This window comes from Paenirhodobacter ferrireducens, from assembly GCF_004022265.1.
Lineage (GTDB): Bacteria > Pseudomonadota > Alphaproteobacteria > Rhodobacterales > Rhodobacteraceae > Rhodobacter > Rhodobacter ferrireducens.
In genome coordinates this window covers 57607-78288 of sequence record NZ_SAVB01000010.1, presented here as the reverse complement: position 1 = coordinate 78288, position 20682 = coordinate 57607, and the positions used below count along the sequence as shown (strand labels likewise).

Here is a 20682-nt window from a genome sequence, read left to right as displayed (position 1 = left end):
TAAGCCGCGCTCAGGCATCGCGGTCGAGGATCCAGGTCACCGCCGGGTCGGGCTGAAAGCGCCAGTTGCGGCGCGGCCCGGCCATGACGTTGAGGTAATACATCTCGAAGCCATAGGGCGCGCCGCAGGGGTGATGGCCGCGCGGCACCAGCACGACATCGCCGTCCTGCACCGCCATCGTCTCGTCGAGCGTGCCATCCTCGGTATAGACCCGCTGGATGCCGAAGCCCTGCGCCGGGTTGATCCGGTGATAATAGGTCTCTTCGAGATAGGTGATGCGGGGGAAGTCGTCCTCGTCGTGGCGGTGGCTCGGATAGGAGGACCAGTGGCCGGCGGGGGTGAAGACCTCGGTCACCAGCAGGCTGTCGCAGTAATCCTCAGCCTCCATCGCGATGTTGTGCACATAGCGGGTGTTGGTGCCGCGTCCGCGTTCGGTGAGCGCGATGCCTCCGGGCCCGATCCGGCGCGCCGGATGGTTGCCGCGGCCCGGCGCGGCGCAGACCGCGACGGTGCAGTCGGTCTCGGCGACAAGGCTCCAGTCCTGCCCGTTCGGGACGTAAAGGCACTGCGGCGGCGTGCGCTCGAACACATTCATCCGCTCGCCCAGCACGCCCCAGTCCTGCCCGGCGGCATGGATCCGCGCCCGGCCCTCGACCAGGACGAGGATCACCTCGGTCGCGCCGGTCGCCTCGGCCGCGCTCTCGCCCGGGCGCAGCCGGTAAAGCGAGAAACCGACATAGCGCCAGCCGGCCGAGGCCGGGGTGATCTCGTGCACCTTGCCATGGGTGCCGAAGGGTTTGCGCAGCAGATCCGCCATCATCCTCTCCTTTTCACCGACACCGCCCTCAGGCGGCATCAAGCCCCGCCTCGTGCGCCGCCGCCTTCAGCGCCTTCAGCCCCATCGACTGGTAGACGAGCGGCGAGCGGACCGTCGGGTCCTGCTCGGCCTCGATCACCAGCCAGCCGTCATAGCCCGCCTGCGCCAGCAGCCGCAGCAACGGCACGAAGTCGATCTCGCCCTCGGGGTCGCCCGGCACGGTGAAGGCGCCGGCCAGCACCCCCTCGATGAAGGACAGATCCTCGGCCCGGACCCGGTCGCAGATCGCGCGGCGGATGTTCTTGGCGTGGAAATGGCGCACCCGGCCGACGTGGCGGGCCAGCACCTCGGCCGGCACACCGCCGCCAAAGGCACAGTGCCCCGCATCGAACAGCAGATGCGTCGCCGGCCCCGTCGCCGCCATGAAGGCGTCGATCTCTGCGGGGCTTTCGACCACGGTGCCCATGTGGTGGTGATAGACGAGGGTGATCCCCTCGCCGGCCAGATAGGCCGCGAAGGCCTCGATCTTGGCGCCGAAATCGCGCATCTCGTCGGCGCTCAGATGCGGGCGGTCGTTCACCGGGTGGCTCGGGTCCGAATGCACCGCGTTCGAGGTCTCGCAGACGATGCAGACGGCACAGCCGTTTTCCTTCAGCTTCGCAAGATGGCCCTGCACCGCTTCGATCTCGGCCTCGACGGAGCGGGTCAGAAGCTCGGTCGAATACCAGCCCGAGATGAAGGCAAGGCCATAGGAGCCCAGCAGCGTGCGCAGCGCCTGCGGGTCCTCGGGCCAGCGGTGGCCGTTCTCGATACCGTCGAAGCCGATCACTTCGCCGGCCTCGTGCAGGATCTGCGCGGTCGGGATCTCGGCGCCGATCGAGCGGTCGTCGTCGTTCGCCCAGGCGATGGGGTTGGTGCCATAGCGGATCATCTGGTTCTCCTGTCGGGCGGGGGTCAGTTGGCGCGCCGCACCCGGGCGGCCTGCGCAAGGTAACGGTCATAGGCGGCGGCGATCTCGGGGCGGTGGCTGACCTCGGGCACGGCCACGTCCCACCAGTGCCCGGCGGCGCCGAAGCCCGGCCCCTCGGTGGCGCTGGTCTCGATCACGATCACGGTGGGGATGTCGCGCCCACGCGCCGCGGTGATCTCTGCCTCAAGGTCGGCAATGGTCACGACGCGGACGGCATGGGCGCCAAGCGAGGCGGCATGGGCGACATAGTCGATCTCGGGCTGTGCCTCGACCGCGCACTCCGTGTAGAGGTTGTTGAACGCGGCCCCGCCGCAGGCCTGCTGCAGCCGGTTGATGCAGCCGTAACCGCGGTTGTCGGTCAGCACCACGGTGAAGGGCACGCGCCGCATCACCGCCGTCGCCAGTTCCGAATTCGCCATCATGTAGCTGCCGTCGCCGGTGAAGCAGATCACTTCGCGCTCGGGCCGCGCGAGCTTCAGCCCCATCGCGCCGGCGATCTCGTAGCCCATGCAGCTGAAACCGTATTCCATGTGATAGCCGCCCTGCGACGGCTGCCACAGCAGCTTGAGCGCGCCGGGCATGGTGCCCGCGGCGCCCATCGCGATCGCCTCGGGGCCGGTCGCGCGCTGCACCGCGCCGATCACCTGTGCGTCGCTCGGCAGCGGGCCGTCCGGGTCGGGGGCGGCGCAATGGGCATCGACCGCGGCAAGCCAGGCGGCCCGCGCCGGCGCGTCGACCGTGCCGCGATAGCCATCGAGCTGCGCCGACAACCGTTCAAGCGCCACGCGCGCATCGGCGACCAGCGGCACCGCGCCATGCTTGCGCGCGTCATGGGCCTGCACGTTCACCGAGACCAGCCGCCGGGCGGGATTGGCGAAAAGCGACCACGAGCCGGTGGTGAAATCCTGAAACCGGGTGCCGATGCCCAGCACCAGATCGGCCGCCGCCGCCGCCGCATTCGCCGCGGCCGAGCCATCGACCCCGGCCGCGCCAAGGTTCATCGGATGTGCCTGTGCCAGCGCCGACTTGCCCGCCTGCGTCTCGATCACCGGGATTGCGTGGCGGGTGGCGAACTCGGCCAGCATTGCCTCGGCGCCGGAATAGATCACCCCGCCGCCCGCCACGATCACCGGCGCCTTTGCGCCGCGGATCAGCGCTGCCACCTCGGCCAGCTCGGCCGCGTCGGGCTCGGGCCGGCGGATGCGCCAGACCCGCGGCACGAAGAACTCGCGCGGCCAGTCGAACCCCTCGGCCTGCACGTCCTGACAGAAGGACAGGCACACCGGGCCGCAGTCGGCCGGGTCGGTCATCACCGCAAACGCGCGCGGCAGGGCGCTCAGCAGCTGTTCGGGCCGGGTGATGCGGTCGAAATAGCGCACCACAGGGCGGAAGCAGTCATTGGCCGAGACCGTGCCGTCGCCGAAATCCTCGATCTGCTGCAGCACCGGATCGGGCCGGCGCCCGGCGAAGACATCGCCCGGGATCAGCAACAGCGGCAGCCGGTTCACATGCGCGAGCGCCGCCGCCGTCACCATGTTCGTCGCCCCCGGCCCGATCGACGAGGTCACCGCCATCGCCCGCCGCCGCGCATGGCCCTTGGCGAAGGCGATCGCGGCATGGGCCATCGTCTGCTCGTTCTGGCCGCGCCAGGTCGGGAAGGTGTCGCCCGCCTCGTGCAGCGCCGCGCCCAGACCTGCCACATTGCCATGGCCGAAGATCGCCCAGATCCCCTCGAGGAAGCGCTCGCCCTCCTCGGTCATCTGCGCGGCAAGCCAGCGCACCATCGCCTGCGCCGCCGTCAGCCGGATCGTCTCCATCGTCATGCCTCCTTCGCGGCCGCGCGGGCCGTGTCCCAAAGCCCGGCGAGCCGCACATAACGGCGCGCCATCTCCTCAACCGCCGCCGCATCGCCAAGCGCGCCGGTCATCCAGGCGCGCGCCACCTCGCCGAAGATCGTGCGGCCGACGGCAAAGCCGCGCACCAGCGGGAAGGCCGCCGCCGCACGGAAGCTTGCCGCCAGCTCCGCCTCGGGCGCATCGAGGCCAAGCACGACGATGCCGCGGCTGTGCGGGTCGTGTTCCTCGATGGCGACACAGGCCCTGGCCCATTCGGCCCGCGTCGCCATCGGTTCCAGCTTCCACCAGTCGGGAAAGATCCCCGCTGCGTAGAACTGCCGGATCAGTGTGGGGGTGGTGTCGGCATCGACCGGGCCGACCTTCGAGGGGATGATCTCGAGCAGGAATTCGAGGTCGTTGCGCCGCGCGGCCTCGAACAGGCGCCGCACCGTCGCCTCCTGCGCCGCGCGGGTGGCTGGATCGTCGCCCGGGTGGCAAAAGCACAGCACCTTCACCACATCCTCGCGCGCCCAGGCCTCGAGCCCGCCGCAATCGGCGCCAAGGGCCGGCTCAAGCGTCAGCGGCCGCGAGCCCGGCCATTCGCAGGGCCGCCCGACCCAGAGCCCGCTGCCCGAGGCGGCATGGAGCGCGCGCCGGCCGATGCGGTCGTCGCACAGGATGCCATAGCCCGGCCGCCCCGCCTGCACCCGCTGCGCGGCCTGAAGGCACAACTCCTTGAAGGCGCCTCCCTTTTCCGGGGTGAAGCCTTCCATCTGCTCAAGCTGCATCCGGTGGTCGAAGGCGAAGATGCGGATGTCGGACCAGTCGGGCAGGCCGCGGCGGGCGCGGTTCGTCGACCAGTGGATCTGTTCGAGATCCGCGTCGTTGCGCAGGTCGGGGCGGATCACGCCGCGCGCGAGGAAGAAATCGAGTTCGGCGCGCGAGGGATAGGCCGGCGTGCAGCCGTGCCGGCTGACCGCAAGCGCGCCGCAGGCATTGGCGTATTCAAGCGCCTTCGGCCAGTCTTCGCCCTCGAGCCAGCCGCGCAGCAGGCCCGAGAAGAAACCATCGCCCGCGCCGAGCACGTTGAACACCTCGATCGGGAAGCCCGGGCCGCTGACGCCGTCATCAAGGCTGTCGGGGATCTCCCCCGCAAAGGCCACGGCGCCGGCCGCGCCGCGCTTGCACACCAGCGTCGCGGCGCTGACCGCCCGCGCCGCACGCAGCGCCGCAACCGTGTCGGTGCTGCCGCCGGCGATGTGGAATTCCTCCTCGGTGCCGACGATCAGATCGAAGAGCCCCAGATGCGCCTGCAACCGCGCGGTGACGGCCGCGCTTTCGATGAAGCGGTTCTCGCCGTCGCCATGGCCCGACAGGCCCCACAGGTTCGGGCGATAGTCGATGTCGAGCGCGGTCCTCGCGCCGGTTTCACGCGCCAGGCGCAGCGCCTTCAGCACCGCCGCCTCGGTGCGCGGGTGGCTCAGATGCGTCCCGGTCGCCACCACCGAGCGGGTCTCGGCGATCAACGCTTCGTCAATGTCGGCCTCGCACAGCGCCATGTCGGCGCAATTCTCGCGGTAGAAGATCAGCGGGAATTGCTCCTCGTCGCGGATGCCCAGAAGCACCAGCGCGGTCAGCCGCTCGGGGTCGGTGGTCACGCCGCGCAGATCGACGCCCTCGCGGCCCAGCTGTTCGCGGAGGAAGCGGCCCATGTGCTCGTCGCCGACCCGGGTGATCAGCCCCGAGCGCAGGCCGAGCCGCGCCGTGCCGCAGGCGATGTTGGTGGGCGAGCCGCCGATATACTTGCGAAACGACCCCATGTCCTCGAGCCGCCCGCCGATCTGCGCGCCGTAAAGATCGACACCGGCGCGGCCGATGGTGATCACGTCAAGGGTCTTCATCCGTCCTGATCCTCGTGCTGGAGTGCCCGGCCCTGTCGCCGGGCGCGGTCGCGTTGGGGTGTGCGCTCCCGCGGCCCTCCCGAGGGGGGCCGGCCATGCCGCCGATGGCGGAAGCGCCGCTGTCAGATGGTGCCGCCGAGCGAGCCCTCGAGTTCGGCAAGCTCCTGCCCGCCGGCCATCAGATCCTGCAGTTCGGCCGCCGAGATCTGGCCGCGCACCGCGGTGCCGAGTGTCTGGCCGCGGTTGAGCACGGTGAAGCGGTCGCCCACCGCCAGCGCATGGCGCACGTTGTGGCTGATGAAGACCACGCCGACGCCCTGCCGCCGCACCCGGTCGATGGTGGAGAGCACATTCGAGGTCTGCCGCACGCCCAGTGCCGAGGTCGGCTCGTCGAGGATCAGCACGCGCGCACCGAAATGCACCGCGCGGGCGATCGCCACGGTCTGCCGCTCGCCGCCCGAAAGCGTGCCCACCGCCTGATCGGGGCCGCGCAGGTTGATGCCCATCTTGCGCATCTCCTCGACGCAGATCTCGTTCGCGCGGCGATGGTCGAACCGCTTGAACAGGCCCCGGCCCTTCGTCGGCTCGCGCCCCATGAAGAAGTTGCGCGTCACCGACATCAGCGGGATCATCGCCAGATCCTGGAACACCGTCGCAATGCCCGCGTCCTGCGCGTCGCGCGGGCCGCTGAAGCTGGTTTCCTGGCCGTCGATCAGGATCCGCCCCTCGGTCGGTTTCAGCACGCCCGACATCGTCTTGATGAAGGTCGACTTGCCGGCACCGTTGTCGCCCAGAAGGCAATGGCACTCGCCCGGGCGCACGTCGAAGGTGACACCGTTCAGCGCGATCACATTGCCGAAGTGCTTGCGGATCTCCTCGAGGCGGATGATCGGGGCCGTCGTCGCGGCCTCTCCGTGATGAAACTTGCTGTCCTGCATCATCTCAGCGCTCCCCGGTCACGCGCTTGCGGATCACGTTGTTGAACACCACGGCAAGAAGCAGCATCCCGCCGAGGAAGACCTGGAACCAGTCCTGGTCGATCTGCGTGTAGGTCAGGCCGATCACCACCATGCCGAAGATGATCGAGCCGAAGAAGGCGCCGATCGCCGAGCCATAGCCGCCGGTCAGCAGACAGCCCCCGATCACCGCGGCGATGATGCCCTCGAATTCCTTCTGGAAGCCGCGCCGCGCATCGGTCGAGCCCGCGTCCATCACCTGCATGATCGCCAGCAGCGCGGCACAGACGGCGGTGAACATGAAGAGCGCGGTCTTGACCTTGCGCACCGGCACGCCCGCATTCGCCGCGGCATTGGCATCGCCGCCCGAGGCGAAGACCCAGTTCCCCGCCGGGGTGCGCAGCAGCACCCAGGTGGCGGCAAGGGCAAGGCCCACGAACCACAGGATCTCGACCGGGATACCCGGCACCTTCGGGGTGCCGTTCGGGAAGGTGTCGATCACCCCCGAGCGGGCAAGAGCAGCGAACAGCCCCTTGAACGCCTCGCCCGAGAACAGCGGCGCGAGCATGTCCTGTGCCGTCGCCTCGCGCAGGCCGCGCAGCTGCGTCGAGCCGCCGGTGAGCGCCTTCAGCCCGACAAGGGTCAGCCCGCGCAGGATGAACAGGAAGGCGAGGGTGACGATGAAGGAGGGCAGCCCGGTGCGGATGGTGAGCTGCCCGTTCACCACGCCGACCAGCGCCGCGAAAGCGAGCGTCAGCGGGATCGCCACGATCAGCGGCAGCCCCAGATTGACCACCAGCGCGCCGAAGATCATCCCCGCGAAGGCGACCATCGAACCGATCGACAGGTCGAACTCGCCGCCGATCATCAGCATCGCCGCGCCGATCGCCAGAATGCCGAGCTGCGCCGCCGGGCTGAGGAAGTTCATGATCCCCGACAGCGTGAACATCGCGCTATTGGCGGTGATGAGGAAGAAGACCGTCACCAGGATCAGCCCGGCGATCGAGCCGAGTTCGGGGCGTTTCATCAGCCGCGCGATCCAGGACTCGGTCCGGATCCGCTCGTCGGTCAATGGGGTGTCCACAGGCATTTCGTCCTCCCTGCAAGCTGTGGCCTGGGCCGGGGCGCGCCCCGGCCCGTCCGGATGCGGCTCAGCGGATGCCCTTGGCCGACAGCTCGACGACCTGCGCCGCCTTGTCCTGGGTGATCAGGTTGGGACCCGAGGGCACGTTGCCGCCCGGCATCAGCCCGTATTCGGCATAGAGCGCGAGGAAATCGACCGGCAGATAGCCCTGCAGGAACTGCTGCTGGTCGATCGCGAAGGTCGCATCGCCCTGCGCCACCGACTCGAGGAAGCCCGCCGAGAGATCGAAGGTCGCGACCCGGACCGCGCCCACTCGGCCAAGCGCCTTCACCGCCGCCACCGCAGGCTCGCCCGCGACCGAGGCATTGAGCGCCATCACCGTGTCGATCTCGGGATCGGCCTCGAGCGCGGCCCGCACCTTCGCCTCGACCTCGGTCGGATCGGAGCTGGTCGGCAGCACCTTCACATTGCCGCCGAAGCCCTCGGCGAAGCCGGCGCAGCGCTGGTCGAGCGAGACGTTGCCGACCTCCTGGTTGATGCAGATGCCCTTCTTGCCGCCCATCTCGCGCAGCTTCTCGCCCGCCTTCATGCCGGCGTCCTTCTCGTCCTGGCCGACATGCAGCAGCGCGCCGAGCTTCTTCGACACGTCCGAGCCCGCGTTGATCGAGATCACCGGGATGCCGGCGGCCACCGCGCGCTCGATCGACGGGCCAAGCGCATCGGCATCGGGGATCGAGACCACGAGCCCGTCGGGATGCTGGTTCACCGCGGCGTCGATCAGCTGGCTCATCGCGACCATGTCGAAGGTCTCGGGCGAGCGGTACTCGACATGCGCCCCCGTTCGCTGCGCGGCATATTCCACGCCGTTCTTTACCACCGACCAGAACGGATCGTTTGCCTGACCATGCGCCACAACGACGATGTCGGTGGCAAGGGCCGGCAGGGCGATGGTGATCGCCGTCGCAGCCATCAGGCCGCCAAGCAGTTTCTTCATGGTCTCCTCCCAGTGTCCTCTTGTACCCCGGAGCGGCCCTCCTCGCCGCCCCGCGCCCCGGCGCCTCATGCTCCGGGGCAGCCCCCGTGACGCCCGGCCGGGCGCCCGGGATTTCCTCAGCCGCCGAGCATGTCGGCGGTGATCGCCGCGGCGCGCCCGCTTTGCGCGGCCCGCGTCGCGGCCTCGGCGCAGGCCAGCGCCGCAACCCCCTCGGCCAGCGGTACCGGCATCGCCGTGCCAGCTTTCACCGCAGTGACGAAGGCGCTCCATTCCGCCTCGTAGGCACGCATGTAGCGCTCGAGGAAGAAATACACGGGCTTGGCCGAGCTGACGCCCGCCGTCGTGATCTTCTGCACGGTGTTTTCCAGAACGTTCTGCGCCGACAGTAGCCCGCCCGAGCCCAGCAGCTCGAGCCGCTGGTCATAGCCATAGCCCGCCCGGCGCGAGTTCTTGATGACGGCGAGGCGGCCGTCGGCCCAGGTCAGCGTCACCACTGCGGTGTCGACATCGCCCGCCGCGCCGATTTCCGGATCGACGATCGCCGAGCCGGTGGCGCTCACCACCGCCGGCGCTCCGCCCATGATCCAGCAGGCCATGTCGAAGTCGTGGATCATCATGTCGCGGAACAGCCCGCCCGAGACCCGCACATAGCTGACCGGCGGCGGCGCCGGATCGAAGGAGGTGATCGCCAGCAGCTCGCCCTTGCCGATCTCGCCACGGTCGAAGGCGGCCTTCAGCGCGGCGAAATTCGGGTCGAAGCGGCGGTTGAAGCCGATCATCACCGGCGCGCCATTGCCCGCCGTCGCCGCCTGACAGGCCAGCGCGCGCTCAAGCGACAGATCGACCGGCTTTTCGCACAGCACCGCCTTGCCGGCGGCCGTCGCGCGTTCGATGAGCGCGGAATGGGTGTCGGTCGAGGTCGCGATCAGCACCGCGTCGATCGCCGGATCGGCCAGGATCGCCTCGACGCTGCGCACCTCGGCGCCCACTTCGGCGGCGAGTGCCTGCGCCGCCGCCGCATTCACGTCGGCAATCGCGACAAGCGCGCTTTCGGCATTCGCAAGGATGGATTTTGCGTGCACCTGACCGATCCGGCCAGCGCCGAGCAACGCGACTTTCAGCATGACGTCCTCCCAGACCCGGGCGACTCGTCCCGGTGATGGCGCTACCATCACGCCATTTGCACGCGCGTGCAACAGATTTTTGCACGCGCGTGCAGATTTCCTCGCCGCGCCGGATTTTCCATGTATCTTCGGAGAAGGAGAGCATAGAACCAGCGCAGGAGGACCGATGACTCAGCACCGCGGCAAGACGGGCCCCGACGCCAATGTGACGGCCGATGACGTGGCGACGGCGGCCGGCGTCTCGCGCTGGACGGTCAACCGGGCGTTCAAGAAGGACGCCTCGATCTCGCCGCGCACGCGCGACAAGGTGATGGAGGCGGCGCAGACGCTGGGCTATGTGCCCGACCTGCGCGCCGCCTCGCTGGCCTCCGACCGCTCGAACCTGGTGGCGCTGCTGGTCGACGATTTCGCCAACCCGCACAAGCTGGTGATGATGGAGCGGCTGACCCGGATCCTGCGCAAGCACGGCTGGGACACGCTTCTGGTCAACACGCTCGACCGCGACGACACCGGCCATGCGCTGTTGAACGCCAGCCAGCGCCGGGTCGATGCGGTGATCCTGATCGGCATCCAGTTCGACGACGAGACGCTGGCCGCGGCTCAGCACGCCCGCCGTTTCCGCAAGCTGATCATCTTCGCGCGCACCTCGCAAAACCCCGACACGATCTCGATCGCGGTGGACGACGTGGCGGCGATGACCGAGATCGCCGATTACGTCCGCGCCCGCGGCTATCGCCGGCCGTTCTTCCTGGCCGGGCCGCGCACCGTTTCGGCGCATCTGTCGCGCAAGGAAACCTTCCTGTCGCGCTGGAAGGCCCATTTCGGCACCGAGCCCGAAAGCGCCGAGGTCCCGGCCTATGACCCGATCCAGGCCGAGGCGGTGGTGACCGCGGTGCTGGGCAACCGCCCCCGGTCCGAGATGCCCGATGTGCTGGTGTGCGAGAACGACGCGCTTGCCATCGGTGCGGTGGACGTGATCCGGCACAAGCTCGGCCTGCGCATCCCCGAGGACATTGCCGTCACCGGCTTCGACGACGTGCCGCAGTGCCGCAGCCCGAATTACCGGTTAACCACCTATCGCCAGCCGCTGACCGAAATGGCGGACTATCTGGTCGAGGTGCTGGAAAGCAGCGAGGAGCGCGATTTCGACCGCGCCTTCACCGGCTGTCTGGTGCCGCGCGAAAGCGCCTGACCGGGGGCCGCGTCAGGTGCCCAGCTCGGACAGGATGCGCCGCATCTCCTGCAACTGACCGTCGCTGAAGGTCTCGGCGATGTGCTTTTCGTGATCGCCGCTGACATCGCGCAGCTTGCGGCACATGGCCACCCCGGCCGCCGCCAGCGCGATGCGCACCTTGCGGCGGTCCTTCTCGTCGGGCACGCGGAACACGAGGCTTTCACGCACCATCCGGTCGATGATCTTGGTCAGCGTGGCGGGCTCGACCAGCACCTTCTCGGCCAGCTGCCCCATCGGTGTCGGCCCGTCCTGCTCGAGCGCCTTGAGCACGCGAAACTGTTCGATCGCGATGCCGCCGGGCTGAAGCCGGCGCGCCAGATCGTCCTCGATCAGGCGATTGGCGCGGGCGATGAGATATCCGATCTGCTCGGTGAGCTTTTGATCCGCCATGTGACTACTGTGCCGATTAATCTAATGCGTTTTTGATAGTAGCAGTTTCAAAAAAATAAATCCATGGGATTTGCGCCGGTTCTGCGCAGGCCCGCCCGCAATGCCAATTTTGCCGATCAGGCCATGAAGGTCTCCCGCACCTGGAACTCCACCCCCTCGGCCTCGGCCAGGCGCACGCCCGCATCGGCATCGCTGCGCCCGATCAGCCGATAGGCCGCGGCCCGCGGCAACCGGTCGCGCAGGAAGCGCGCCATCAGATGGCCGTCGACCCGGCCGATCCGGTCGGCCAGCGCCGCCACCAGATAGATCGCGTCGTAACAGTTGACCGTGTTCGTGGTCATCGACGGCAATTCGCCCGAGAAGCAGCTTTCATAGCGCGCGGCCAGATCGTCGCGGTTGTGGCCGCGGCTCGAATCGAAATAGGCCTGTGCGGCGAACAGGTTCTCGGAACAGCCCTCGGACACGCCCAGAAGCTGCGTTTCCTCGAAGGCGAGGTTGAGGCGGATGATCCGCCGGCTCAGCCCGGCATCGGCGAAGGCGCGGTTGAAGCAGACCGAATCCTCGCCCAGCATCGCCACCACCACCACGTCGGGGCGCGCCCGCGCGATCTTCAGCAGGGTCTCGTCATAGTCGCGCGCGCCCAGCGACACGAAGGCGTCGCCGACGAAGTCGCCGCCGATCATCCGGATCGCGGTTTCCGTCGTGCCATGGGCCACGCGCGGCCAGATGTAGCGATTGCCGACGAAGAAGAAGCGGCGCGCACGCCGGTGGCTGAACATCCAGTCGAGGCTGGGGATCAGCACCTCGGCATCGGTGATGCCCAGCGTCGCCGTGCCCGGGCCGCAAAAGCCGCCTTCGTAATGCGGCGTGTAGATATAGGGGGCCAGCCCCGCCAGCCCGCGCCGCACCGCCGGGCGCAGGTTGCTCGACTGCAGGCCGATCACCGCGTCGACGTTCTCGTCGATCGCCAGCCGCTGCGCCGCCTGAAAGGCACTTTCCTGCGTCTCGCCCGAATCGATGTGGACGATCTCGACTTCCTGGCCCAGCACGCCGCCCGCGGCGTTCAGCTCGGCCGCGGCAAGAATCGCGCCGCCCTGGCACCCGAGTGTCCAGAGCCCAGCCAGGCCGTCATGCGAGAGGATCAAGCCGATTTTCATGCGGCAACTGTGTCGCAGCCCGCGCAGGCCGGCAAACGTCGCGCGGGGTGTCGCCGGTGCTGCGCGACATTTGCCCATTCTTTGGTCGCCTTTGGCCCGGGGAATGCTGAATTTCGCCCGAAAGCGCGCAAGATCCGCAATTTGGTTGATACATTGTTTGTTTACTTTTCTACTAATTGAAAAGCAACAAATTGGGTCTGTCATGAACGCATATTGCACGGCCGTCGACCTGTCGACGCGGGAAATCCCCGATCTTTCGCTGCTCGAGACGCGGGCGCTGATCGCCTCGGGCGCGGCCAGCCCGCTCGAGGTGACCGAGGCGGTGCTTGACCGCATCGACGCGGTCGATCCGGCGTTGAATGCCTATCTCACGCTGACCCGCGCGCATGCGCTCGAGGCGGCGCGGATCGCCACCGAGGAACGCGCGAAGGGGCTCGACCGCGGGCCGCTGCACGGCGTGCCCTTCGCGCTCAAGGACCTGTATGAGACCGATTTCGCGCCGACCTCGGCCGGGCTTGCGCTGCTGCGCGACAACGCCACCGGGCGCAACGCCACCGTCACCACGCGGCTCGAGCAGGCCGGGGCGGTGATGCTGGGCAAGCTCGGCATGACCGAGGGCGCCTATTCGGGCCACCACCCAGAGATGGCGGTGCCGAAGAACCCGTGGAACCCGGCCTGCTGGGCGGGGTCGTCCTCCTCGGGCTCGGGGGTGGCGGTCGCGGCGGGGCTGTGCTTCGGCGCGCTCGGCTCGGACACCGGCGGCTCGATCCGCTTCCCCTCTGCCGCCTGCGGCATCACCGGGATGAAGGGCACCTGGGGCCGGGTCAGCCGCGCCGGGGTCTTTGCGCTCGCCGACAGTCTCGACCATGTCGGGCCGATGGCGCGCAGCGCCGCCGATTGCGCCGCGATCCTGTCGGTGATCGCCGGGGCCGATCCCGCCGACCCGACGGCGCTCCTTGACCCGGTGCCCGATTACCTTGCCGCCTGCGCCGGTCCGGTCCGCGGCCTGCGGATCGGCATCGACCGCGCCGCGGTGCTCGAGAACGTGGCGCCCGAGACGGCGGCGGTGATCGCCGACGCCATCGCCGCCTTTGAGGCGCTTGGCGCCGAGATCGTTCCCGTCGCCTTCCCCTGGCCCGCCGACGCCACCGACCAGTGGTCGGTGCTCTGCGCGATCGAGGTGGCGCTGGCCCATGCCGGTCGCTTCCCGGACCAGCGCGCGGGCTATGCGCCGCATCTGACCGCGCTGCTCGATTACGGCCACGGGCTTTCGGCGAAGGAGGTCGGCGCGGCGATGCAGTGGCGGCTGGTCTACAACGGTGCGGTGGCGCGGGCGATGCACGGTCTCGACATGGTTCTGTTGCCGATCACCACCGGGCCGGTGGCCGAGCTTGACAACATCTATGCCGCACCCTCGGCCGGCGAAAGCGACGAGAACCTCGGCGATCTTCTGAAGTTCACCGCGCCCGCCGATTTCACCGGCCGCCCGGCGCTGACCCTGCCCGGCGGCTTCGACCGCCGCGGCGCGCCGATCGGCTTCCAGCTGGTCGGGCACGCGCTGGCCGAGGCCACGCTGTTCCGCGCCGGTGCCGCCTTCCAGCGGGTGACCGACTGGCACACCCGCCGCCCCGACCTTGCGCCGTTCCACGGCTAGGCGAGGTGGTCGCGCAGCAGGCGGAAGGCGCGGTCAAGCGCGCCTCCGCTCTCCGCCGCGATGCGGATCGCCGTGCCCAGCCCGCCGCGCAGCCGCGCCGCGGCGGCATAGGCGCCGGGCAGATCAAGCGGCCCCTCGGCCAGATCGTCGCGGCCAAAGAACGTGACCGAGCCAAAGGCCGCCGCCCGCCCCGGCAGGGCGGCAAGCGCGATCAGCCCGGCCTCGTCCACTGCCTGCCGGTCGTGCAGCAGCACCTGCCCGGCCGGGTCGGTGACCCGCAGTGCCGAGTGCCAACCGCCACCGGCCGCGGGCGCGGTGGGGGCCTGGCGGCAAAACCCGTCGAACAGGATCGCGACCGCACCGGGCTCGAGGCAAAGCTCGACCTCCTGCGCGAGCTGCGCGCCGGGCATCAGCACGGTCGGGTCGGGCATCTGCCGCAGCACCGCCCCCGCGGCGACATGGAAGGCCCAGTCAGACCGCGCGGGCCGCGGCGCCGCACGGTCGGCATGGACCAGAAGCGCGCCCGCACTGACCAGATCGACCCACGCGCCGGGCTGCAGCGTGACGTGGTGGCGCCAGTGATCGCCCGGCAGCAGCGCCGCCCCCGCGCATTGCGGCAACACCGTCAGCGGCCCGGTCACCCCCGCCCGCCGATAGCCGCGCGGCAGCGACCAGGGCCATTCGACATGACGCGCAAGCAGCGCCGTGCCGCCGTCCGCCGCGCGCCCGAAGCGCAGCGACAGCTGAGGCCGCGCGGCCATGTCCTCGCCCTTCACTTGAACAGCACCTCGTGGCGCAGATGGGCGACGACCTCGGCCACGCCCTCGCCGCGGCGACAGACCGTCGCCAGCACCGGGGCACCACCGCGCACCGCCTGCGCCTCGGCCAGCATCTTCGGGAAATCGACGCCGACATGCGGCGCCAGATCGACCTTGTTGATGACCAGCAGGTTCGATTGCACGATGCCCGGCCCCTTCTTGCGCGGGATGTCGTCGCCCCCCGCCACGTCGATCACGAACATCCAGAAATCGACGAGGTCCGGCGAGAAGGTCGAGGCAAGGTTATCGCCCCCCGATTCCAGCAAGATCAGGTCGAGCCCGGGATAGTCGGCCTCGAGCCGGTCGGCCGCGGCCATGTTCAGCGTCGGGTCCTCGCGGATCACCGTGTGCGGACAGGCCCCGGCCTGCACCGCGCGCACCCGGTCGGGCGGCAATTGCCCGCCGCGGCGCAGCCGTTCGGCATCCTCGTCGGTCACCAGATCATTGGTGATCACCGCCGTGTCGATGCCCTGGCGCGCCAGCTCGCCCAGCATCGCCTCGATCAGCGCCGTCTTGCCCGAGCCCACCGGCCCGCCGATCCCCACCCGTGCCGCGGTCATCGCAGGAAATACCTCCGCGCCAGCGGCACCTCGCGGGCCGGTTCCACCACCAGCGGCACGCCGTCCGCAGTCACCGCAAAGGTCTGCGGATCGACCTGCACATCGGGCAGCGCGGCGTTGCGCAGCATGTCGCGCTTGCCGAGCCCGCGCACCGAGCGGATCTGCACGAAGTCCTTCAGCACGCCGAGCCGCGCATGGGTGCCCGCCTCGATCGCCAGCCGCGAGACGAAGGTGACGCCCAGCCGGTGTTTCGCGCTGCCAAGCGCGCCCCACATCGGCCGGTGGATCTGCGGCTGCGCCCCGGGGAAGGAGCCGTTGCCGTCGCCCATCGTCGCCCAGACGATGGTGCCGCCCTTGATCACCAGATCGGGTTTCGCGCCGAAGAAGGCGAAGGGCCACAGCACGATATCGGCCATCTTGCCCGGCGCGATCGAGCCGACCTCGTGGTCGATCCCGGCCGCGATCGCCGGGTTGATCGTGTATTTCGCCAGATAGCGCAGGATCCGCTCGTTATCGGCGCGGGCGGTTTTCTCCCCGGGCAGGCGGCCGATGCGGTCCTTCATCACCGAGGCGAGCTGCCAGCATTTCGCGACGTTCTCGGCCAGCCGCCCCATGCCCTGGGTGTCGGTGGCGAAGATCGAGATCGCGCCCATGTCGTGCAGCAGATCCTCGGCCGCCATCGACTGCGGCCGGATCCGCGCCTCGGCGAAGGCCACGTCCTCGAGCAGATCGAAGCTCATCATGTGGGCGAGCATCGTCATCGGCACGCCTTCCTCGAGCGCGGGCAGCGTGAAGGGGTTGGTCGGGTTGGTCGAGGAGGGCAGGACGTTCTCGAACCCGTTCACCGCCAGGATGTCGGGGGCATGGCCGCCACCCGCGCCCTCGGTGTGATACATGTGGATGGTGCGCCCGGCGATGGCGGCCATCGTGTCCTGATAGAAGCCGAATTCGTTGATCGTGTCGGTGTGCAGATGGACCGAGAAATCGGCCGCATCCGCCGCCCGCAACGCGCCGTCGAGCACCGCCGGCGAGGCGCCGAAATCCTCGTGGATCTTCACGCCAAGCGCCCCGCCCGCGACGCTTTCCGCGACCGCGTCGGGGTTCGAATTGCCACGGCCGAGAAAGCCGAAGTTCAGCGGGAATTCGTCGGCCGCCTGGATCAGCCGGCCGAGCGTGTGCGGCCCCGAGCAGCTGACGTCGAAATTCGGCCCCGGCGACATGCCGATCATCGTCGTCGTGCCACCGGCAAGCGCGTGCCAGGCCTGCTGCGGCGAGAGGAAATGCGCATGTGCCTCGATCGCGCCGGCAGTGACGAAATGGTTGTCGCCATGCACCACGGTGGTGTTCGGCCCGGTGACGAGGTCGGGGTCGACGCCGTCCATGATGTCGGGGTTGCCGGCCTTGCCGATGCCGACGATGCGGCCACCGCGAATGCCGATGTCGCCCTTCACGATGCCGAGTTCCGCATCGAGAATGACCGCGTTCTGGATCACCATGTCGAGCGCGCCCGAGGCTGCGGTGCCGCTGGTGCGGAACCCCTCGCCGTCACGCATCGCCTTGCCGGCGCCGGTGGTCAGCTCGTCGCCATACTGGGTGTGGTCGCATTCGATCTCGGCCAGAAGCGAGGTGTCGCCAAGCCGCACCATGTCGCCCGCGGTGGGGCCGTAAAGGCGGGCATAGTCCGCGCGCGAAATCCTCATCCGAGATACCCTTTCGCCTGTGCGCGGGCCATCGCGGCCTCGCGCCCGCCCTCGACCGGGCCCTCGGTCAGCCCGGCAAAACCGTGCACCACCTGCAACCCGCCATAGGGGACGAGCGTCACCTCCTTCTCGATGCCGGGATCGAAGCGCTCGCCACCGCCCGAGGGCCGGTCGAGCCGCATCCCGAAGGCCGCCGCGCGGTCGAAGGAGAGCGCCCGGTTGACCTCGAAGAAATGCGCGTGGCTGCGCACCTGGATGGTGCGGTCGCCGGTGTTCAGCACGCGCAGCACGCGGGTCGGGCGGCCGGCGTTCAGCTCGATCTCGCCCTCGGCGGCGATCACCTCGCCCGGACGGATCTCGCCTGGGCCGGGCTCGATCGGGTCGAAGACGGTGACGAGCTTCGTGCCCTCGGCCATCGAGACCTCGACCGAGAAGGTATTGAGCAGGCTCGCCACGCCCGGCTCGACCTGCTCGGCGGTCAGCACGGTGGCGGCATGGCTGACGATCTCGGCATGGGTCAGGCCCTGCCGCGCCACGGTCAGCAGCTCGTCGGCGATCAGCGCCACCGCCTCGGGATGCGAGAGCCGGATGCCCAGCCGGACATAGCGGCGGGCAAGCTCGGCGGCGGTGAAGATCGTCAGCCGCTCGGTTTCGGTTGGGGTCAGGTGCATTCCGTCCTCCGCTCAGTTGATGAACAGCCGCCCGTCGCGCGGCCGCATCAGCGCGATGTCGGACAGCGGCGAAAAGCCCGCGGGCAGGGTGCCGGGTGCGGGCAGGTCGGCGGCAAGGGCAGCGATCCGGGGGGCAAGGGCGGCAAGCTCGCGCTGCATCGCGATCGCCCCGATGGCGCCCAGCCGCACCGCGGCCGAGAAACAGCCCCGCGCCATCGCCAGCGCCGAGACGGCGAGCGCCGCGGCGAGATCAAGCCCCGAGACCGCGAGGAAATGGCCATGCACCACGGTGAAATGGCCAAGCCCCGCACGCTCGGCCGCAACCGCCGCGGGGTCGAGCCCGATCCGCAGCGCGCGCGCCGCGGCGAACAGCGCCTCGCCCGCCTGCACCGAGGCGCCGCGCAGCCGCTCGACGGGCATCAGCCTGTCGATGGTGGCGAACCAGTCACCAAGCGCGGCCCCGGTGGCGCGGAACCCGCCCGCCAGCGCCAGCCGGTCGAAGCCGTGCCAGCGCCCCTGCAGTTCCGCCAGAACCCAGCCCGGCAGGCTGTGCCGGTCGACCCGACCATCGGCCAGCGCGCTTTCCAGCCCCCAGGAAAAGGCGAAGACGCCGCTTGGAAAGCCGCTGTCGGCAAGCTGCATCGCCCGCACCAGCGGCATCATGCCCGCCTCCGCGCTCATCCGATGTCGAACCGCGCAAGCGTCGCAAGATCGCGCAGCCGGTCGCGATAGCGCGCCTCGGGCCCGTCGAGGATGACATCCATCCAGCCCTCGCCGAAGACCACCTTCCAGTGCAGGTTGCCGCACCAGTGGCCCAACCGCAGCGCATCGCCCAGCGACTGCGGCACCAGCCGCAGCCGCGCGCCGCCGTCGATCCGCGCCACGATCGCCATGCCGTCGCGGCAGTAAAGCACCGCGCCGTCGGTCAGCTTTTGCGCGCGCGGCAGGGCAATGGCGCAGTCGCGGCCGCGGTCGGTGGTCAGGCGGATGCGCTTGCGCCCGGCCTCGGCCTCGGGGATCGCCACGGTCTCGAGCCCGCCCAGATGGTCGAGCGCATGCAGCCTCTCGGCCCAGGGTTCCTCGGCGGCCTGGCCGAGGATCCGGTCGAGCATCAATGGCCCCTGTCCCGTCATCCGCTGTCCTTTCGTGGGCCCGCCCCGGCATGGTGACCGGGGCGGGGCGTTGCTCAGAACGATTTCCAGTCGCCCGATTTCTCGAAGGCGTCGCCCAGGGTGTAGAGCGTGCTTTCGTCCCAGAGCTTGCCGACCAGCATCATCCCCACCGGCAGGCCGTCGACCATGCCGCAGGGCACCGACAGCGCCGGGTGATGCGAGATGTCGAAGGGCGCAGTGTTGGGCAGGATATCGAAGCCGCGTTCGATGATCTCCTCGCGCGAGGCATCGGGGCCCGGCAGCGGCGTCGCCACCTTCGGCACCGTCGGCATCAGCAGCGCATCGTAATCGGCGAGAACCGCGTCATAGGCCGCCCGCAGCGCATAGGTCAGGTTGTGCGCCTTGCCGTAGAAGCGCTTGCCGTATTCATCATCGGCGAACTGCGCGAAGATCATCGCAAGCTTGAGCGTCTCGGACAGCTCGTCTGCCCGCTCGCGCCAGCCGCGGTGAACGTCCATGAAGCTGGTGACGTAGAGGTCCTGCCGCGAGGTGCCATAGCCGTCACCCAGCATCATCGTCTGCATCAGCCCCTGCAACCCGATCGGGGTCCAGATGTCGGGCCCGTCGAGGTGCATCGGGATCGAGACCTCCTCGACGATCACGCCGAGCGCCTCGAGCCGCTTCGCCGCGGCGCGGACCTTGTCGTCGACCGCCGCCTCGGATTGCGGATGGCCGAAGCCCTCCTTCAGCAGCGCGACCTTCATCCCCTTCACCGGCTTGCCGAGCGCCTCGGTATAGGGCGCGGTCTTCACCCCGATCTGGCGGCAGTCATAGCCGTCGGGGCCGGCCAGCACCTCGAGCATCAGCGCGCTGTCGGCGACGGTCTTGGTGATCGGACCGGCATGGTCGACGGTGATCTCGATCGGCACCACGCCGGTATAGGGCACGAGGCCGTGGGTGGGCTTCATGCCCACCGTGCCGCAGAAGGCCGAGGGCATGCGGATCGAGCCGCCCTGGTCGCCGCCGATCGCCATGTCGACCTCGCCCTTCGAGACCAGCACCGCCGAGCCCGAGGAGGAACCGCCGGCCGAACGGCTCGGGTCATAGGGGTTGCACACCGGGCCAAGCGCCGAGGTGTGGCTGCCGCAGGACATGCAGAAGCATTCGCAATGCGCCTTGCCGACGATCGTCGCACCTGCGTCGAGCAACCGCGTCACCAGCGTCGCGTCGACGTTCGGGATATAGCCTTCGAGCGTCGAGGAGCCGTTCATCATCGGCACGCCGGCCAGCATGACGTTGTCCTTCAGGACCACGGTCTTGCCCTTCAGCTTGCCCTCGGGCGCGCCGGGCACGGTCGACTTCACATACCACGCATTGAGCGGGTTCTCGGCCTTCGGCGGCTGCACGCCCGGTGTGCGCGGGTATTTCACCACCGGCAGCGGGTCGATCATCCGGTCGACCTTGTTGTAGGCGGCGACATAGCCGCCGAGCAGCCCCTTGATCGAGGACACGTCCTCGGGCGAGAGGCTGAGGCCGATCCTTTCGGCCACATCCGCGATCTGGGCGTCGTTCGGAAGTCTGACTGCCATGGGGGAACTCCTTCGGGTTTGCGCGGCTCGGCCACGCGGGCAGTTGCATGCGGCACGGCCGCACGGGATCGTTCCCTTCCGCGACCATCGCGAAAGGAAGGAAGACAGGTGTCGGG

At 69.3% G+C, this 20682-nt stretch carries 19 protein-coding genes; 2 read left to right on the top strand and 17 right to left on the bottom strand.

From position 1 onward, the window contains the following. Window positions 1-10 precede the first annotated feature (10 nt). The 8 genes from iolB to iolG form a co-directional block, all read right to left on the bottom strand. A complete protein-coding gene (iolB, locus tag EOW65_RS09530) occupies window positions 11-817 on the bottom strand; it encodes a 5-deoxy-glucuronate isomerase (RefSeq protein ID WP_128148870.1) in 807 nt (268 codons plus the stop codon). A 28-nt stretch (window positions 818-845) separates the two neighbouring features. Beyond that, the gene (gene iolE, locus EOW65_RS09525; protein WP_128148868.1) at window positions 846-1748 is read right to left on the bottom strand and encodes a myo-inosose-2 dehydratase; all 903 of its coding nucleotides are present in this window, start codon (window positions 1746-1748) and stop codon (window positions 846-848) included. A gap of 23 nt (window positions 1749-1771) precedes the next feature. Next, on the bottom strand, window positions 1772-3604 hold the full coding sequence (gene iolD / locus EOW65_RS09520; protein ID WP_128149003.1) for a 3D-(3,5/4)-trihydroxycyclohexane-1,2-dione acylhydrolase (decyclizing): 1833 nt from the start codon (window positions 3602-3604) through the stop codon (window positions 1772-1774). Between the two features lie 2 nt (window positions 3605-3606). Next, complete coding sequence (locus EOW65_RS09515; protein WP_128148866.1) at window positions 3607-5523, bottom strand: bifunctional 5-dehydro-2-deoxygluconokinase/5-dehydro-2-deoxyphosphogluconate aldolase; 1917 nt, start codon at window positions 5521-5523, stop codon at window positions 3607-3609. A gap of 122 nt (window positions 5524-5645) precedes the next feature. After that, the gene (locus tag EOW65_RS09510; protein ID WP_128148864.1) at window positions 5646-6464 is read right to left on the bottom strand and encodes an ATP-binding cassette domain-containing protein; all 819 of its coding nucleotides are present in this window, start codon (window positions 6462-6464) and stop codon (window positions 5646-5648) included. Window position 6465: 1 nt separating this feature from the next. Next, window positions 6466-7569, bottom strand: coding sequence for an ABC transporter permease (locus EOW65_RS09505; RefSeq protein WP_128148862.1), 1104 nt, complete (start codon window positions 7567-7569; stop codon window positions 6466-6468). A 61-nt stretch (window positions 7570-7630) separates the two neighbouring features. Continuing rightward, a complete protein-coding gene (locus EOW65_RS09500; RefSeq protein WP_128148860.1) occupies window positions 7631-8557 on the bottom strand; it encodes a sugar ABC transporter substrate-binding protein in 927 nt (308 codons plus the stop codon). Window positions 8558-8673: 116 nt separating this feature from the next. Further along, window positions 8674-9681: an inositol 2-dehydrogenase gene (gene iolG / locus EOW65_RS09495; protein WP_128148858.1), complete on the bottom strand. Its 1008-nt coding sequence runs from the start codon at window positions 9679-9681 to the stop codon at window positions 8674-8676. Window positions 9682-9847: 166 nt separating this feature from the next. On the opposite strand from iolG, the gene EOW65_RS09490 reads away from it, so the two are divergent. Further along, entirely contained in the window at window positions 9848-10873 is a 1026-nt protein-coding gene (locus EOW65_RS09490; protein WP_128148856.1) for a LacI family DNA-binding transcriptional regulator, read from the top strand. Window positions 10874-10885: 12 nt separating this feature from the next. Here the strand turns inward: EOW65_RS09490 and EOW65_RS09485 are convergent, their stop codons facing one another. Together EOW65_RS09485 and EOW65_RS09480 are read right to left on the bottom strand one after the other, a co-directional pair. Next, on the bottom strand, window positions 10886-11305 hold the full coding sequence (locus EOW65_RS09485; RefSeq protein ID WP_128148854.1) for a MarR family winged helix-turn-helix transcriptional regulator: 420 nt from the start codon (window positions 11303-11305) through the stop codon (window positions 10886-10888). Between the two features lie 116 nt (window positions 11306-11421). Beyond that, entirely contained in the window at window positions 11422-12462 is a 1041-nt protein-coding gene (locus tag EOW65_RS09480) for a substrate-binding domain-containing protein (RefSeq protein WP_240664611.1), read from the bottom strand. 202 nt (window positions 12463-12664) lie between these two features. Here EOW65_RS09480 and EOW65_RS09475 point away from each other — a divergent pair, with 202 nt between their 5' ends. Then, window positions 12665-14116, top strand: coding sequence for an amidase (locus EOW65_RS09475; protein ID WP_128148852.1), 1452 nt, complete (start codon window positions 12665-12667; stop codon window positions 14114-14116). Here EOW65_RS09475 and EOW65_RS09470 read toward each other — a convergent pair. The 7 genes from EOW65_RS09470 to EOW65_RS09440 form a co-directional block, all read right to left on the bottom strand. Next, a complete protein-coding gene (locus tag EOW65_RS09470; RefSeq protein ID WP_128148850.1) occupies window positions 14113-14877 on the bottom strand; it encodes an urease accessory protein UreD in 765 nt (254 codons plus the stop codon). The two genes, EOW65_RS09475 and EOW65_RS09470, sit on opposite strands and share 4 nt — an antisense overlap. Window positions 14878-14888: 11 nt before the next feature. Beyond that, a complete protein-coding gene (gene ureG, locus EOW65_RS09465) occupies window positions 14889-15494 on the bottom strand; it encodes an urease accessory protein UreG (RefSeq protein ID WP_121534270.1) in 606 nt (201 codons plus the stop codon). Further along, on the bottom strand, window positions 15491-17194 hold the full coding sequence (ureC, locus tag EOW65_RS09460) for an urease subunit alpha (protein WP_128148848.1): 1704 nt from the start codon (window positions 17192-17194) through the stop codon (window positions 15491-15493). The genes ureG and ureC overlap by 4 nt, the downstream gene beginning before the upstream one ends. Beyond that, on the bottom strand, window positions 17191-17865 hold the full coding sequence (gene ureB, locus EOW65_RS09455; protein WP_128148846.1) for an urease subunit beta: 675 nt from the start codon (window positions 17863-17865) through the stop codon (window positions 17191-17193). The genes ureC and ureB overlap by 4 nt, the downstream gene beginning before the upstream one ends. Before the next feature lie 12 nt (window positions 17866-17877). Beyond that, on the bottom strand, window positions 17878-18546 hold the full coding sequence (locus tag EOW65_RS09450) for an urease accessory protein UreF (RefSeq protein ID WP_128148844.1): 669 nt from the start codon (window positions 18544-18546) through the stop codon (window positions 17878-17880). Continuing rightward, complete coding sequence (locus EOW65_RS09445) at window positions 18543-18977, bottom strand: urease accessory protein UreE (protein WP_240664609.1); 435 nt, start codon at window positions 18975-18977, stop codon at window positions 18543-18545. The genes EOW65_RS09450 and EOW65_RS09445 overlap by 4 nt, the downstream gene beginning before the upstream one ends. A gap of 74 nt (window positions 18978-19051) precedes the next feature. Continuing rightward, on the bottom strand, window positions 19052-20566 hold the full coding sequence (locus EOW65_RS09440) for an amidase (protein ID WP_128148839.1): 1515 nt from the start codon (window positions 20564-20566) through the stop codon (window positions 19052-19054). Between the last annotated feature and the right edge of the window lie 116 nt (window positions 20567-20682).